This is a genomic window from Streptomyces sp. NPDC001507, assembly GCF_042894765.1.
GTDB lineage: Bacteria > Actinomycetota > Actinomycetes > Streptomycetales > Streptomycetaceae > Streptomyces.
On sequence record NZ_JBIAVV010000016.1, the window covers coordinates 17,311 to 32,324 of the forward strand.

The 15,014-nt window shown below is 72.6% G+C and carries 15 protein-coding genes; 7 read left to right on the forward strand and 8 right to left on the reverse strand.

The window, feature by feature from the left end:
• Positions 1–51 precede the first annotated feature (51 nt).
• Positions 52–939, forward strand: coding sequence for a LysR family transcriptional regulator ArgP (locus ACFY0K_RS40925; RefSeq protein ID WP_390644136.1), 888 nt, complete (start codon positions 52–54; stop codon positions 937–939).
• A gap of 118 nt (positions 940–1,057) precedes the next feature.
• Here ACFY0K_RS40925 and ACFY0K_RS40930 read toward each other — a convergent pair whose 3' ends face one another.
• Positions 1,058–1,750 (reverse strand): TetR/AcrR family transcriptional regulator, encoded by a 693-nt coding sequence (locus ACFY0K_RS40930; RefSeq protein WP_390644137.1) that lies wholly within the window; start codon positions 1,748–1,750, stop codon positions 1,058–1,060.
• A 120-nt stretch (positions 1,751–1,870) separates the two neighbouring features.
• Here ACFY0K_RS40930 and ACFY0K_RS40935 point away from each other — a divergent pair, with 120 nt between their 5' ends.
• Together ACFY0K_RS40935 and ACFY0K_RS40940 are read left to right on the forward strand one after the other, a co-directional pair.
• Entirely contained in the window at positions 1,871–3,085 is a 1,215-nt protein-coding gene (locus tag ACFY0K_RS40935; RefSeq protein ID WP_390644138.1) for a saccharopine dehydrogenase C-terminal domain-containing protein, read from the forward strand.
• A 111-nt stretch (positions 3,086–3,196) separates the two neighbouring features.
• Positions 3,197–3,451 carry a WhiB family transcriptional regulator gene (locus tag ACFY0K_RS40940; RefSeq protein ID WP_390644139.1) on the forward strand — a complete coding sequence of 85 codons (255 nt, stop codon included), beginning with the start codon at positions 3,197–3,199 and terminating at the stop codon, positions 3,449–3,451.
• On the opposite strand, the gene ACFY0K_RS40945 is transcribed toward ACFY0K_RS40940, so the two are convergent.
• The 4 genes from ACFY0K_RS40945 to ACFY0K_RS40960 all read right to left on the reverse strand — a co-directional run bounded on the left by ACFY0K_RS40945 (position 3,444) and on the right by ACFY0K_RS40960 (position 8,280).
• Positions 3,444–5,306 carry an ATP-binding protein gene (locus ACFY0K_RS40945; RefSeq protein WP_390644140.1) on the reverse strand — a complete coding sequence of 621 codons (1,863 nt, stop codon included), beginning with the start codon at positions 5,304–5,306 and terminating at the stop codon, positions 3,444–3,446. The two genes, ACFY0K_RS40940 and ACFY0K_RS40945, sit on opposite strands and share 8 nt — an antisense overlap.
• Entirely contained in the window at positions 5,303–6,004 is a 702-nt protein-coding gene (locus ACFY0K_RS40950) for a response regulator transcription factor (RefSeq protein WP_390644141.1), read from the reverse strand. Before ACFY0K_RS40950 ends, ACFY0K_RS40945 begins: the two co-directional genes overlap by 4 nt.
• A gap of 19 nt (positions 6,005–6,023) precedes the next feature.
• On the reverse strand, positions 6,024–6,767 hold the full coding sequence (locus ACFY0K_RS40955; RefSeq protein ID WP_390644142.1) for a L,D-transpeptidase family protein: 744 nt from the start codon (positions 6,765–6,767) through the stop codon (positions 6,024–6,026).
• Positions 6,768–6,876: 109 nt separating this feature from the next.
• The gene (locus tag ACFY0K_RS40960) at positions 6,877–8,280 is read right to left on the reverse strand and encodes a M1 family metallopeptidase (protein ID WP_390644143.1); all 1,404 of its coding nucleotides are present in this window, start codon (positions 8,278–8,280) and stop codon (positions 6,877–6,879) included.
• Positions 8,281–8,447: 167 nt separating this feature from the next.
• Here ACFY0K_RS40960 and ACFY0K_RS40965 point away from each other — a divergent pair, with 167 nt between their 5' ends.
• On the forward strand, positions 8,448–8,795 hold the full coding sequence (locus ACFY0K_RS40965; protein WP_390644144.1) for a DUF488 domain-containing protein: 348 nt from the start codon (positions 8,448–8,450) through the stop codon (positions 8,793–8,795).
• A gap of 48 nt (positions 8,796–8,843) precedes the next feature.
• Here ACFY0K_RS40965 and ACFY0K_RS40970 read toward each other — a convergent pair whose 3' ends face one another.
• Both ACFY0K_RS40970 and ACFY0K_RS40975 read right to left on the reverse strand, forming a co-directional pair.
• Positions 8,844–10,517, reverse strand: coding sequence for an FAD-binding dehydrogenase (locus tag ACFY0K_RS40970; protein WP_390644145.1), 1,674 nt, complete (start codon positions 10,515–10,517; stop codon positions 8,844–8,846).
• A 48-nt stretch (positions 10,518–10,565) separates the two neighbouring features.
• Complete coding sequence (locus ACFY0K_RS40975) at positions 10,566–11,216, reverse strand: TetR/AcrR family transcriptional regulator (RefSeq protein ID WP_390644146.1); 651 nt, start codon at positions 11,214–11,216, stop codon at positions 10,566–10,568.
• Between the two features lie 135 nt (positions 11,217–11,351).
• Here ACFY0K_RS40975 and ACFY0K_RS40980 point away from each other — a divergent pair, with 135 nt between their 5' ends.
• The 3 genes from ACFY0K_RS40980 to ACFY0K_RS40990 all read left to right on the forward strand — a co-directional run bounded on the left by ACFY0K_RS40980 (position 11,352) and on the right by ACFY0K_RS40990 (position 14,073).
• Positions 11,352–11,978, forward strand: a complete 627-nt coding sequence (locus tag ACFY0K_RS40980) for an alpha-ketoglutarate-dependent dioxygenase AlkB (protein ID WP_351962098.1) — start codon at positions 11,352–11,354, stop codon at positions 11,976–11,978.
• Between the two features lie 85 nt (positions 11,979–12,063).
• A complete protein-coding gene (locus ACFY0K_RS40985) occupies positions 12,064–12,813 on the forward strand; it encodes an MBL fold metallo-hydrolase (RefSeq protein WP_388720361.1) in 750 nt (249 codons plus the stop codon).
• A gap of 24 nt (positions 12,814–12,837) precedes the next feature.
• Positions 12,838–14,073, forward strand: coding sequence for a DUF4032 domain-containing protein (locus ACFY0K_RS40990; RefSeq protein WP_390644147.1), 1,236 nt, complete (start codon positions 12,838–12,840; stop codon positions 14,071–14,073).
• A gap of 13 nt (positions 14,074–14,086) precedes the next feature.
• On the opposite strand, the gene ACFY0K_RS40995 is transcribed toward ACFY0K_RS40990, so the two are convergent.
• Positions 14,087–14,956 carry a universal stress protein gene (locus tag ACFY0K_RS40995; protein ID WP_390644148.1) on the reverse strand — a complete coding sequence of 290 codons (870 nt, stop codon included), beginning with the start codon at positions 14,954–14,956 and terminating at the stop codon, positions 14,087–14,089.
• Between the last annotated feature and the right edge of the window lie 58 nt (positions 14,957–15,014).

A 15,014-nucleotide genomic window follows, 5' to 3' on the forward strand; every position in this document is an offset into this window, starting at 1 on the left:
CCATTAACGCAGCTGAAGGTGGCAGAAGACGGGGAAGACGGGAGTGGGACGGTGGAGCTTCCGCTCGACCAGGTGCGGACGCTGCTGGCGGTGGTGGACGAGGGCACGTTCGACGCGGCGGCCGCGGCCCTGCATGTGACGCCGTCGGCGGTCAGCCAGCGGGTGAAGGCGCTGGAGCAGCGCACCGGCCGGGTGCTGCTGCAACGGTCCAAACCGGTGCGGCCGACGGAGTCGGGTGAGGTGCTGGTCCGGTTCGCCCGCCAACTGGCGCGGCTGGAGCGGGACGCGCGCGGCGAGCTGGGCATGAGCGGCGCCGGGGAGCCGACCCGGGTGTCGGTCGCGGTGAACGCGGACTCGCTGGCGACGTGGTTCCTGCGGGCGCTGACCGGGCTGCCGGGCGTCTACGTCGAGTTGCGGCGGGAGGACGAGGACCATACGGCCGCGCTGCTGCGGGAGGGGCTGGTGATGGCGGCGGTGACGTCGTCGCCGGATGCGGTGCCCGGGTGTTCGGTGCGGGCACTGGGGCGGATGCGGTACCTGCCCGTGGCGGCGCCGGAGTTCGCGGCGACGCGTCTGGCGGGGGCGCTGCCGGAGGCGCTGGCCGGGGCGCCGGTGGTCGTGTTCGACCGGGTCGACGACTTCCAGGACGGGTTCGTACGGCGGCTGGGCGGTGCGGGGGCGAGTGCGCTGCGGCACTACGTGCCGACGTCCGAGGGGTTCGTGGACGCGGTGACGGAGGGGCTGGGGTGGGGGATGGTGCCGGAGCCGCAGGCGGTGCCGCGGTTGCGGGAGGGGCGGCTGGTGCGGCTGGGAGAGCGGCGGGAGCTGTGGGTCGACGTGCCGTTGTACTGGCAGCAGTGGAGGTTGGACTCGCCGGCTCTGGGGGCGGTGGCGGAGGCGGTTCTGCGGACGGCGGGGGGTGCGTTGCGCCGGCCGTGAGGGGGCGGCCGGTTGTCGTGCGGGTGCGGGTGGGTGGGGGCTTGTCGCGCGGTTCCTCCCCCAGCCTTCGGCCGGGGGCGCCCCGAGCGCCCCTGAAGGGGCGCTCGGGGCGGGGCGGTCACAAGGACCGTTCCGCGCTGTCCAGGAGCATGTCCAGGGCCGTTGGGTATGCGCTCGTCACCATGCGTTTCGCCAGCAGGCGGGACGCCTCCGCGATGCGTGGGTGGGTCGTGTGCGGGAGGTGGGCGTAGGTGGAGCGCCATTTGTCCTCGTCGGCGCGCTGGGAGTCCTTCGGGAGGGCGAGGGAGGCCGCGTCGAGGGCGGCGAAGGCGAGGGTCTGGTCGATGAAGGCGTGGTAGATGCGGACGGTGTCGGGCAGTGAGAAGCCTGCCGTGCGCAGGATGTCCAGGACGGCCTCGTCTGCGGCCAGTTCGTGGGCCCGGCCGGTCACGCGGTTCGTCGTCAGCAGGGCGGCCTGCGGGTGGGCGACGTACTGCGCGTGGATGCGCAGGCCGATGGTCCGCAGATCCGTCCGCCACTCCCCTGCCGGGGCCCAGCCGGCCAGCGCCTCGCCGATGAGGGCGTCGCCGATCGCCAGGGTCAGGTCGTCCATGCCCCGGAAGTAGCGGTACAGGGTGCTGGGGTCGCAGTCGAGGGCGAGGCCGAGGCGGCGGGCGGTCAGGCCGGCGCTGCCGTGCTCGCGCAGCAGGCGCAGCGCGGTCTCCACGATCAGCCGCTCGGAGAGCACCGTGCCGCTGCGGGTGGGGCGGCGCCTGCGCCGCTTGTCCTCCGGTACGACCGTTTTGGGCATCGCGTACTCCCCGCCGTCCTTATGCCAACGCCATTGACCTTACGCGACGGCCCGGCGTTTCATTCCGGCCAAGGCGCCCCGTACCCGACCCAGCTCTCTGTCCGAGAAGGAGATTCCGGCATGCGTGTACTGCTCGTGGGAGCCGGTGGTGTGGGCACCGCCGTCACCCGGATCGCGGCCCGGCGGCCGTTCTTCGACCTGATGGTGGTCGCCGACTACGACCGGGCCCGCGCCGAGGCGGCGGTGGCGGCCGTCGGCGACGACCGGTTCCGCGCCGAACGCGTCGACGCCGGCGACGAGGCGGCCGTGGCCGCCCTGCTGGCCCGGCACGGCTGCGACGTGCTGCTCAACGCCACCGACCCGCGCTTCGTCATGCCCCTGTTCCGGGCCGCCCGCAAGGCCGGCACGGACTACCTCGACATGGCGATGTCACTGTCCCGGCCCCATCCCGACCTGCCGTACGAGGAGTGCGGGGTCAAGTTGGGCGACGAGCAGTTCGCGCTGGCCGGGGAGTGGGAGCGGGCGGGCGCGCTGGCGCTGGTCGGGATGGGGGTGGAGCCCGGGCTTTCGGACGTGTTCGCCCGGTACGCGGCCGACGAGCTCTTCGACGGGATCGAGGAGATCGGCATCCGCGACGGCGCGAACCTGACCGTGGACGGCTACGAGTTCGCGCCCTCCTTCAGCATCTGGACCACCATCGAGGAGTGCCTCAACCCGCCCGTCGTGTACGAGCGGGAGCGCGGCTGGTTCACCACCGCGCCGTTCAGCGAGCCCGAGTTGTTCGACTTCCCGGACGGGATCGGGCCGGTCGAGTGCGTGAACGTCGAGCACGAGGAGGTGCTGCTGGTGCCGCGCTGGGTGGACGCGCGGCGGGTCACCTTCAAGTACGGGCTCGGACGCGAGTTCATCGAGACGCTGAAGACGCTGCACCTGCTGGGGCTGGACCGCACCGCCCCGGTGACGGTGCCCGGCGCCGAAGGGCCGGTCGAGGTCTCGCCCCGCGACGTGGTCGCCGCGTCGCTGCCGGATCCTGCGACGCTCGGCGAGCGCATGCGCGGCAAGACCTGCGCGGGCACCTGGGTGCGCGGTGTGAAGGACGGGCAGCCGCGGGAGGTGTATCTCTACCACGTCGTCGACAACGAGTGGTCCATGGCGGAGTACGGTTGTCAGGCCGTGGTGTGGCAGACGGCCCTCAACCCGGTCGTCGCCCTCGAACTCCTGGCCACCGGCGCGTGGTCGGGCTCGGGCGTCCTCGGTCCGGAGGCGTTCCCGGCCCGCCCGTTCCTCGACCTGCTGACCGAGTACGGCTCCCCCTGGGGCCTGCGCGAGCAGTGACCGCCCGCGAATCCTGCGGGACTTGCCCGTTTCAGCCGTGCCCGGACCGGTGACCCGGACCCGAGCAACGCACACGAACGGCAGAATCGACTTGGATCGCAGGTGACATCGATGGACGACTGGCGAGACCACGCCGAGTGCCGCAACGAGGACCCCGACCTCTTCTTCCCGATCGGCACCACCGGCCCGTCATTGCATCAGACGCGACGCGCGAAAGCGGTCTGCGAACGCTGCCCGGTGCAGGAATCCTGTCTGAACTGGGCGATGGAGTCCGGGCAGGCCGTCGGCATCTGGGGCGGTACCACCGAGGCGGAACGCCGGCTGCTGGCCCGCCGCCGGCAGCGGGCGGAGCGCCGGTTCAGCTGACGTCGGCCGGGGCCGGTGCGGCCGGCAGCCGCAGGGTGAACTCGGCGCCCTTGCCGGGTTCGCTGCGCGCCTCGGCGGTGCCGTCGTGGGCGGCGAGCAGATGGCGCACGATCGGCAGGCCGAGGCCGCTGCCTCCGGTACGGCGGCTGCGGGACTTCTCCGCGCGCCAGAACCGCTCGAAGACGTGCGGGAGATCGTCGGCCGCGATGCCCGGCCCCGTGTCGGTGACGGTGAGAACGACGTCGTCGCCGGCCCGGCGGGCGGACAGGGTCACCGTGCCGTCGACGGGGGTGTGCCGGATCGCGTTGGAGACCAGGTTGCCGAGGGCCTGCCGCATCCGCACCGGGTCGGCGTCGAGCCAGGCGGTGCCGTCGGTGTCGGTCAGCAGGGTGACCCCGGCCGCGTCGGCGGCGACGCGGTGGGCGGCGGCGGCCTGGTCGACCAGGTCGGCGGCGCGCACCGGTTCGCGGTGCACGCGCAGGGTGCCGGCGTCGGCGGCGGCCAGGTCCTGGAGGTCGTCGATGATCCGCTGCAGGACCAGCGCCTCCTCGTGCAGGGAGCCCAGCAGGGCCGGGTCGGGGTCGACGAGACCGTCCCGGGTGACCTCCAGCCAGCCGCGGATGTTGGTGAGGGGGCTGCGCAGTTCGTGGGCGATGTCGCTGACCATCGCTCTGCGCTGTTCCTCCAGGCGTTCCCGGCGTTCGGTGAGGTCGTTGAACGCCTCGGCCAGCAGCCCGGTCTCGTCCCGGGTGCGCACCGGCGCCCGGGCGTGCAGTTCGGGCGGCTGCTGCGCGGCGGCGGTCAGCGCGCGCAGCGGCCGTACCAGGCGCATGGCGACGACGGCGGTGACGGCGACCGTCACGGCGAGGACCAGACCGGCCGCGCCGACGATCTTCGCCTTGTTGGCCCGGGACATGTCGAAGCGGGGCGCGGTCTGGTCGCCGATGCCGAGGAAGAGTTCGGCGGCCGGGGCGACGTACGGTTCGAGCTGGGTGCGCCGGGCGTCGGCGATGCAGTTCTTCGCCGTCCGGTCGGTCCCCCGCCGCACCACCTTCTTCTTGGTGACGAGGAAGGCACCGGAGACCGGGTCGCGGCCCGTCGTGTCGTAGGTGAGGGAGAGCGGACCGCCCAGGTCCATGTCCTTGGCCCGGAGGCAGGGGCGGGCCAGGTCCGTCAGTGCCGCGAGGGCCTTGGTCTCGGTGCGGGTCGGGTGGGCGAGCGCCGCGTTCATCTCGGTGGCCGGGTCGGCGTAGCCGTCGCCGCAGGGGGACTTGCGGTACAGGAGGTCGTCCGTGCCCTCGTCGGCGACGAGGTAGGGGCGCCCGCTCGGGGTGTGCCGGACGGCGGTCGGAGCGGCGACACGGTCGAAGCAGTACTGCAGCTTCTTCGCGATCATGTCCAGTTCGTCGCGCTCGCTCGCGGTGAGCCGGAACGGGCCGACCGCGCGCGGGTCGATGCCGCTGAGCTGGGCGCCGAACTCGGTGTAGGTGTCGGTGTGCAGCGGGTCCACGGCGGCCGCGGGCCGAGGGGGCAGCGGGGTGTCGTGGGACGCCGAGTCGGCGATCAGCGTGCGGTCGGCGGTGGTCAGCGCGATCCGGCGGCCGGTCTTCGCGGCCAGCGCCCGCACGGTGCCCTGGACTCCGGCCCAGTCGGGGTGGTCCGCCGCGTACCCGCTGAGTTCGGCGAGGATCTTGTTGTCGGCGGCCAGGTCCTGCCCCTGTTCCTCCTCCAGCGCGCTGGTGGTGGTCGTCACGGCGAGCCAGGCGGTGGCGGCGACGGAGCAGACGGCGATCAGCACCGAGGTGAACAGCAGCCGGACCAGCAGCCGTTTGCGCCACGGTATCCGGGGCTTCACGGCCGCCCGCCGCTCAGCTTGTAGCCGACGCCGAACACGGTCACCAGCCGTACCGGCCGCCGGGGATCGGCCTCGATCTTCCGGCGCAGGTTCATCACGTGGACGTCCACGGCCCGTTCGGTGGAGGACCGGTCGAAACCCCGGGTGCACTGCAGCAACTGCCGACGGGTGAAGACCCGGTCGGGTTCCCCGGCCATGGCGAGCAGGATCTGGAACTCGGCCGGGGTCACCTCCACCGGCTCCCCGTCGCAGCGCACCGTGTGCCGTACGGGATCGACGCTGATCCCGGCGGCGGTCACGGCGGGTTCCTCCTCCCGGGCGGGGGCGGCCCGTCCGCTGCGCCGCAGGACCGTCCGGATCCGGGCCATCAGCTCGCGCGGGCTGTACGGCTTGGTCATGTAGTCGTCGGCACCCAGCTCCAGGCCGAGCAGCACGTCGTCCTCGTCGGAGCGGGCCGTGAGCATCAGCACCGGGATCTCCGGGTCGCCGCCGCGCAGCACCCGGCAGACGCCGAAGCCGTCGATGACCGGGAGCATCAGGTCGAGGACGACCAGGTCGGGGCCGAGCCGCCGGGCCGCGTCCAGCGCGGCGGCCCCGTCGTGGACCACGGTCGCGCTGTGCCCCTCGGCGAGCAGCGATCTCCGGATCAGCTCGGCCTGCATCTCGTCGTCCTCGGCGACCAGCACATGCGCACACACGAGTTCGAACCCTAGCCGTCTACCGCGCGAGCCAGGCGGAGTGCCCCATGACGACCACCGGATGCCGTGCCGGGTCGAGGGTGCGCAGCAACTCCTTCATGTGCGCCTTGGCGACACTGACGCAGGCGTGCGTGGGGCCGCCGTGGTCGACGTGCAGCCAGACGCCGCCGCCCCGCTTCGCACCCATCGGCCGGGTCCAGTCGAGCGGTGAAGTGCCCGGCTCGCGGTTGTAGTTGATGGCGATCACATAGTCGAAGGAACCGTCCAGCGGCTCGCCCTCGAACCCGGTACCGGGCGAGGTGAAGCCGTAGGAGTGGTGGTACGGCAGCCTGGTCCCCGGGTCGGCGAGCAGGCCCCCGGCGTCGGTGAGCCCGTACACGCCGACGGGCGAGCGCAGGTCCCCGGCCATGTGGTGCTCGCTCCAGCCGTCCCTGCCGTTGTGCGCGGGCCAGACGGCGCCGGGCTGCCAGACGTCGTCGTCGCGTTCGTACAGGACGACGGTGGAGAGCGGGGAGTCCTTCCCGCGCCCGGAGGCGACCACGACCTGCTCCGCCCGCCCGGGTATCGCGGCCGTGGTCCTCGGCCCGAGCCCGGATATGCCGCCCGGCCGCGGGCTGTTGCTCTCGGGTGCGGGGGAAGCCGTCCCCTGTGCCGGCCGGTCGTCCCCCGACCGGCTCGGCGCGGCCTCGGCGCCACCCCCGCACCCGGAGAGCAGGAGGGGGGCGGCGGAGAGGAGGGCGACAGCTGTTCTGCGATGGATCATGAGACCGACCTTGGCCGACGAATGTAAGAAACTCGTCAGCTTTCAGTGCCCCGTCAAGGGCGCGGGGAACTCCGCGAAAAGCTCCCACCGGCCGTCACCCGAACGACTGCTACGGCTTGCCCTTCTTGTACAGCCACGTCTGGAACAAGGAACCGAGGTCCTTCCCCGCCTCCGCCTCGGCGAGCTTCACGAACTCCGCAGTGGTCCCGTGCCCGTACCGGTGCTCCGCGGCCCACGCCCGCAGAATCCGGAAGAACACCGGGTCCCCGACCGTCTTCCGCAGCTCGTGCAGAGCCATCGCGCCCCGCGCGTACACCGGCTCGCCGAAGATGTTCTTCCCGCTCCCCGGATCCCCCGGCGGATACGCCCACAACTCCTCGCCCGCCGGCTTCGCGTACAGCGCGTCGAAGCTCTTCTGCGCGCTGTCTCCCCCGTGCTGCTCGCTGTACAGCCACTCGGCGTACGTGGCGAAGCCCTCGTTGAGCCAGATGTCCTTCCAGGCGGTGAGGGAGACGGAGTCGCCGAACCACTGGTGGGCGTTCTCGTGCACGAGCGTGCTCAGGTCCGGCGCCGAGTCGTAGACCGGCCGGCCCTGCGTCTCCAGCGCGTACCCGACGTCAGGCGCGTGGTCGACTATCGACCCGGCGGACCGGAACGGGTAGGGCCCGAACAGCTTGCTCTCCCATTCCAGCACCGACGGCAGCTTCTTCAGCACGGCGGCCGACGCGCTCGCCTCGCGCGGGTCGACCGCGTTGTAGACCTTGATCCCGTCCCGGGTGGTGTACTGCTGCACCTTGAACTTGCCGACGGTGGCGGTCGCGAGGTACGCGGCCATCGGCTCGGTCTGCCGCCAGCGGAAGGTCGTGCGGCCGCCCGAGGTGTGCTGTCCGAGGAGGACGCCGTTGGCGACGGCGGTGCGCCCCTTGGGGACGGTGATCGTGAAGTCGTACGACGCCTTGTCCTTGGGGTGGCTGTTGGCCGGGAACCAGGTCATCGCGCCCTGCGGCTCCCCGGCGACGAACGCGCCGTCGTCGGTGCGGATCCAGCCGTCGGCCGAGCCGTCGGGGTCGGTGACCTGCTTGGGCGTGCCGTTGTACGCCACGGTGACCCGGAAGTCGCGGCCCTTCGCCAGTGCCCGCGCCGGTGTGACGACGAGTTCCTGTCCGCTGCGGCTGAAACGGGCGGTCCGGCCGTCGACGGTCACCCGGGTGACCTTCAGGCCGCTGAGGTCGAGGTCGAAGCGGGTCAGCTTCTCGGTGGCGCGGGCGGTGAGGACCGCCGTGCCGTCGAGGTGCCGGGAGGAGGTGTCGTAGCGGAGCGTCAGGTCGTAGTGGCTGACGTGGTAGCCGCCGTTGCCGCTGAGCGGGAAGTAGGGGTCGCCCGCGCCGGCGGCGCCGACCGTGCTCGCCGAGGCCGTTCCGGCGGCGGCGAGCAGGGCCGCCACGGCGACCGGGACGGTGCCGAGGACGGCTTCGCGGCGGAGGACTGCGGTACGTCTGCTTGCGCCCTGCACATGGACTCCTTCGGGGGGTGGCCGATGATCAATGGCCCACAGACTAGGCGCGCGGGGGTCCGCGTTTCCCCCTCATTCTGGTCAAGCTGCGCCGCGTCGGCAGCCCGTGGGCCGGGGCCGCCGTCTACGCTCACGGCACCGTCAGCGAGCCGAAGGGAGCATCGACCGTGAGCGTGCGCGTGCGCAGGATCTATGAGTCGCCCGAGCCGGCGGACGGGGTGCGCGTCCTGGTGGACCGGCTCTGGCCGCGCGGGCTGTCCAAGGAGGTCGCACACGTGGACGAGTGGCCCAAGGGGCTGACACCGTCGGACGAACTGCGCCGCTGGTTCCACGCCGGCGGTTCGTACCAGGAGTTCGTGCACCGTTACGAGGCGGAGCTGGCCGCTCCCGAGGCCGCCGAACTCCTCGACGGCCTGCGGAAGTCGGTGCACGAGGGGCCGGTGACCCTGCTCACCGCGTCCAAGACCCCGGCCGAGAGCCACGCCACGGTACTGGCACGGCTCCTGGCCGACTGAGAGCCCGTAAGGGGCTCGGCGGACGGCACCCCACGGCCCTGCCGGCGCTCAGCCGGTCTGCTTCGCCGCCGCGCGCCCCGCCGCCCGCCCCGAGAACAGGCAGCCGCCGAGGAACGTGCCCTCCAGCGCGTTGTAGCCGTGCACGCCGCCGCCGCCGAAGCCGGCCACCTCGCCGGCCGCGTAGAGCCCGCCGATCGGCTGCCCGTCGGCGCCGAGGGCCCGGGAGTCCAGGTCGGTCTGGATGCCGCCGAGGGTCTTGCGGGTGAGGACGTGCAGCTTGACGCCGATCAGCGGTCCGGCGGCCGGGTCCAGGATGCGGTGGGGGGTGGCGACCCGGCCGAGACGGTCGCCGATGTAGCGGCGGGCGTTGTGGATGCCCTGGACCTGGGAGTCCTTGCTGTAGGAGTTGCCGATCTGCAGGTCGCGGGCGACGATCTGGCGGCGCACCTCCGCCGCGTCCAGGAGCGCCTTGTCGGTGAGGCCGTTCATCTTCTCGACCAGCTGCTCCAGGGAGGCCGCGGTCACGAAGTCCGCGCCGTGGTCGAGGAAGGCCTGGACCGGGCCGGGGGCGCCCTTGCCGAGCAGCCGGTCGCGCAGCACGGCCTTGCGGTCCTTGGCGGTGATGTCGGGGTTCTGCTCGGAACCGGAGAGCGCGAACTCCTTCTCGACGATCTTGCGGGTGAGGACGAACCAGGAGTGGTCGTACCCGGCGATGTCCTCGGTGGTCCGCAGGTGCCGGAGGGTGCTGAGGGTGTCGTAGCCCGGCAGGCACGGGTCGGGCAGGCGGCGGCCGAGGGCGTCGAGCCAGATGGAGGAGGGGCCGGGCAGGATGCGGATGCCGTGGCCGGGCCAGATGGAGTTCCAGTTCTGGATGCCTTCGGTGTAGTGCCACATGCGGTCGCGGTTGACCAGGCGGACGCCGGCCTCGGCACTGATGTCGAGCATGCGGCCGTCCACGTAGGCGGGGACGCCGGTGACCATCTCGGCGGGGGGCGTGCCGAGGCGTTCGGGCCAGTAGCGGCGGACGATGTCGTGGTTGGCGCCGATGCCGCCGGTGGCGACGACGACGGCCTGGGCGGTGAGTTCGAAATCGCCGATACGCTCGCGGTTGGAGGCGACGCCGCGCGCCGAGTCGTCGGGGGCGAGGACGGTGCCGCGGACGCCGCGCGCCTTGCCGTCCTCGATGACGAGTTCGTCGACCTGGTGGCGGTGGTGGAAGGTGAGCAGTCCGTCGCGGGAGGCCTGCCTGGCGTACCGGACGAAGGGTTCGACCACGCCGGTGCCGGTGCCCCAGGCCACGTGGAAGCGGGGCACGGAGTTGCCGTGGCCGTCGGCGCGCAGGTCGCCGCGCTCGGCCCAGCCGACGGTCGGCAGCAGGGAGATGCCGTGGCTCTGCAGCCAGGGCCGCTTCTCCCCCGCCGCGAACTCGACGTAGGCCCGGGCCCAGCGCACCGCCCAGGAGTCCTCGTCGTCCTTGCGGTCGAACTGGGCGCTGCCCTGCCAGTCGTTCCAGGCCAGATCGAGGGAGTCCTTGATGCCGAGGCGGCGCTGTTCGGGCGAGTCGACGAGGAAGAGCCCGCCGAAGGACCAGAACGCCTGGCCGCCGAGGTTCGCGGCGTTCTCCTGGTCGACCAGGGCGACGCGCCTGCCCCTGCTGGTGAGTTCGTGCGCCGCGACCAGGCCGGCCAGGCCGGCTCCGACGACGATGACGTCCGCGTCCATGGCGACGCCTTTCTTGTCCGAGTGTTGTCCGATGTCTTGGCCGATGTCTCAGCCGACTTGTCCGGGGTCTCGTCCGAGTCGGGTGCTGCCGTCGGTCAGCAGCGCGGTGAGCAGTTGCCCCAGCCAGGCGCGGGCCCGGTCCACGTCCTTGTCGAGCAGCAGCTGGACCGTGACCCCGTCGTAGGCGGCGACCACGGCCTGGGCCGCGCCCTCGACGTCGCCGAGCACGGCGGGGATCGGCGTGTGGCCGCGGGCCCGCAGCAGCCGGTCGGCGACGGCCTCGCGCAGCCGGGCGCGGTGGTCGAGGAGGAGTCCGGCGACGGCCGGGTCCCGGGCGGCGTGCACCAGGAAGTCGGTCTTCACCAGCAGCCAGTCCACGTCGAGGAGCAGTACGTCGGTGACCCGGTCCACGGCGGCCGGTACGTCCAGGTCGGGTCCGTCGCCGGCGAGGGCGTCGGCGACCTGCTGGGCGATGAGGTCGGCGCGCTCCCGGTAGAGGGCGAAGAACAGCTCGTCGAGGGTGGCGAAGTTGGAGTAGAAGGCGCCCCGGCTGAACCCGGCGGCCTCGCAGACCTCCTCGATGGAGACCCGCCCGAAGCCCTTGGCCGCGAACACGGTGAACGCGGCGTCGAGCAGCCGGGTGCGGGTCTGCACCCGCCGCCGGGTCACGCGCCGGTGCGTGCCGCCGTCCACTGTCATGGGCCGACCTCCGTTCGATACGTGAATGTATCGAATACATCGCTGTATCGAAAGAGGCCCGAGCGCACGTCCACGTCGCAAACCCGCCGGAGATCAAATAGGAACAGATTTTCGATTACGGAGTACGCTTGCCTCATGGCCACGCACCTCCAGGGCTCCCTGTTCGACCAGACCGACGAACTGCGGCTCGGCACCCTCGACGGCATCGGCCGGACCGTGCTCGGTTCCGGCGCCTGGATCGACGTGCTGCCCGGCTGGCTGAGCGGCGCCGACGCGCTGTTCGAAGAGCTGGCGGCGGACGTCCCCTGGCACGCCGAGCGCCGGCAGATGTACGACAACGTCGTGGACGTACCGCGCCTGCTCTCCTTCTACGGCGCCGGCGACCCGCTGCCCCACCCCGTCCTCACCGAGGCCCGCGAGGCGCTCACCCGGCACTATGGCGATGAGCTGGGCGAGCCGTTCACCACGGCCGGGCTCTGCTACTACCGCGACGGCCGGGACAGCGTGGCCTGGCACGGTGACCGGATCGGCCGGGGTGCGCGGGAGGACACCATGGTCGCGATCCTCTCCGTGGGCGCGCCCCGCGATCTGCTGCTGCGGCCGCGGCGCGGCGGCCCCTCGGTCCGGCGTCCGCTCGGCCACGGCGACCTGATCGTGATGGGCGGCTCCTGCCAGCGGACCTGGGAGCACTGCGTTCCGAAGACGGCCCGGGCCGCCGGGCCGCGGATCAGCATCCAGTTCCGGCCACAGGGCGTGCGGTGACCCGGGCCTCGGCAACGGGCCGCCCGGCGCATGTGGTTGGCTGTCCTCCGTTTCGATCGGCACGAACGGGCAAGCCGGAGTGATCATGCGGGCAGAGGTACACGAAGTCGGCAAGGGCGCCTATCTGGTGCACGGCCAGCACACCAACTGGGTGATCCTCAAGGACGGCGACGCCGTCACGCTGGTGGACACCGGCTACCCCGGGGACCGGCAGGGGCTGCTCGACTCCCTCGCGGAGGTGGGCAGTTCACCGGAGGCGGTCGCGGCCGTGCTGATCACGCACGCGCACAACGACCACCTCGGCTCGGCCGAGTACCTGCGCGACGCCCACGGCACGCCGGTCTATCTCCACGAGGCCGAAGTCCCGCACGCCCGGCGGGAGTTCCTCCAGCAGGTGTCGGTGGGCGAGGTGGTGAGGAACGCCTGGCGGCCGGGTGTGGTGCCGTGGCTGGTCCACGTGCTGCGGGTCGGCGGCACCGAGCAGCACCCGGTCAAGGCGCCCGAGGCGTTCCCGGTCGCCGACGGCCCCCTCGACCTGCCGGGCCGCCCGGTCCCGGTGCACACCCCCGGCCACACCGACGGGCACACCGTCTACCACCTGCCCGAGGCCGGTCTGGTGATCTCCGGGGACGCGCTGGTCAGCGGCCACCGCACCTCGCGGATCCAGGGCCCGCAGCTGCTGCCCGACATGTTCCACCACGAGCGGGCCCGGGCCGTCGCCTCGCTGGAGCTGATCGGCGCCCTCGACGGCGACGCGCTGCTGCCGGGACACGGCCCGCTGCACCGCGGCTCGGTGCGGGCGGCCGCCGACCGGGCCCGGGAGCTGGCCTCGTGACGCACCGGCCTTAAGGTTCGTCCCATGGCCTTGCAGATCAACGCCACCAACCCGGAGCACCCCGCGCTCCTGCTCGAACTCCCCTGGGACGTCCCGCTGGAGGAGTGGCCCGAGGAGTACCTCGTGCCGCTCCCCCGCGGCATCTCCCGGCACGTGGTGCGCTACGCGCGGGCCGGCGACGAGGTCCTGGCGGTGAAGGAGCTGGCGGAGCGCCCGGCGCTGCGCGAGTACGAGCTGCTGCGCGACCTGGACCGGCTCGCCATCCCCGCGGTCGACCCGCTCGCGGTGATCACCGGCCGCACCGACACGGAAGGCGAGCCGCTGGAGTCGGTGCTGGTCACCCGGCACCTGGGCGGCTCGATGCCGTACCGCTCGATGTTCGAGACGACGATGCGCCCGGCCACCATGCACCGCCTCATGGACGCCCTGGCGGTGCTGCTGGTCCGCCTGCACCTGGCCGGGTTCGCGTGGGGCGACTGCTCGCTGTCCAACACCCTGTTCCGGCGCGACGCGGGCGCGTACGCGGCGTACCTGGTGGACGCCGAGACCGGCGACCTGCACCCGCAGCTGAGCAACGGGCAGCGGGAGTACGACCTCGACCTGGCCCGGGTGAACATCAGCGGGGAGCTGCTCGACCTGGAGGCCTCGGGGGCGCTGCACCCGTCGCTGGACCCGGTCGAGTTCGGGTTCGAGATCTGCACCCGGTACGGCGAGCTGTGGGAGGAGCTGACCCGGACCTCGGTGTACCCGGCGGGCAAGTACCACTACATCGAGCGCCGGATCCGGCGGCTCAACGACCTCGGTTTCGACGTCGCGGAGATGCAGATCCAGCACTCCTCCAACGGCGACACGGTCACCTTCGTGCCGAAGGTCGTCGACGCCGGCCACCACCAGCGCCAGCTGCTGCGGCTGACCGGCCTGGACGCCGAGGAGAACCAGGCGCGGCGGCTGCTGAACGACCTGGAGAGCTGGATGGCCACCCAGGACGACTACGCCCCGGGCGACCCCCTCGCCGCCCGCCCCGAGGTGCTGGCCCACCGATGGGTGCGGGACGTCTTCCGCCCCACCGTGCGGGCCGTGCCGCTGGAGCTGCGCGGTTCCATGGACCCGGCCGAGATCTACCACGAGCTGCTGGAACACCGCTGGTACCTGTCCGAGCGGGCGCAGCACGACATAGGCCTGGACAACGCGGTCGAGGACTACATCGAGAACGTGCTGCCCAAGGCACGGGAGACGCTGGAGCCGGTCACTCCGGAGTGAGGCCCGCGCCGGGTCAGCCGTGCGGTACGACGGCCACCGGGCAGCCGGCGTGGTGCAGCACCCCGTGCGCGACCGAGCCGATACGGGCGCCGACCGCGCTCTGGTGGGCGCGCCGCCCGACGACCATCAGCTGGGCGCGTCCGGCCACCGAGAGCAGCACCTCCCCCGCGCTGCCCATCTCCACGTGCTCGGCGACCGGCACGTCCGGGAACCGCTCGCGCAGCGGCCGTACCGCCTCGGCCAGCGCCTTCTTCTCGTAGGGCTCCATGCCTCCGGACTCGTCCAGCAGTTTCAGTGAGCCGGGGCTGTAGGCGAAGACCGGCGGCAGGGTCCAGGCCCGCACCACCCGGACCGTCGCGCCACGGGCCGCGGCCGTCTCGAACGCGAACTCCAGCGCGGCCGCGCTGTCCTCCGGGCCGTCCTGCTGGCCCACGACGACCTCCCGCCCGGCGGCCTCGGCGGTGGCCCGGTCACCGGCGCGCACCAGGACGACCGGGCGTGCGGTCCCGGCGATCACCTGCTGCCCGACGGAGCCCAGCAGGAACCCGACGACCCTGCCGTGCCCGCGCGAACCCAGCGCCAGCAGCTCGGCCCCGCCCGCCGCCTCGACCAGCACCTCGACCGGGCCGCCCTCCACCACGTCGACGGCCACCGCGAGCTCCGGGTACCGCCCGGTGACGGTCCGCACCGACTCGGCGACCCCGTCGGACACCCACCCGCGCTGGGCCTCCCGGTCACCGCCGAGCGACTCGTGCTCCTCGTACCGCCAGGCGTGCACCACCCGCAACGGCAGCCCCCGGCGGACCGCTTCGCGGGCCGCCCAGTCGAGAGCGGCGAGGCTCTCCTCCGTACCGTCGACCCCTGCCGTGATCGGGCGTGTCATGCGCCGGCCTCCTCGTCGGTTCCGCTTCCGCGTGATCAGTCTTCCGCACTGGCGGGTG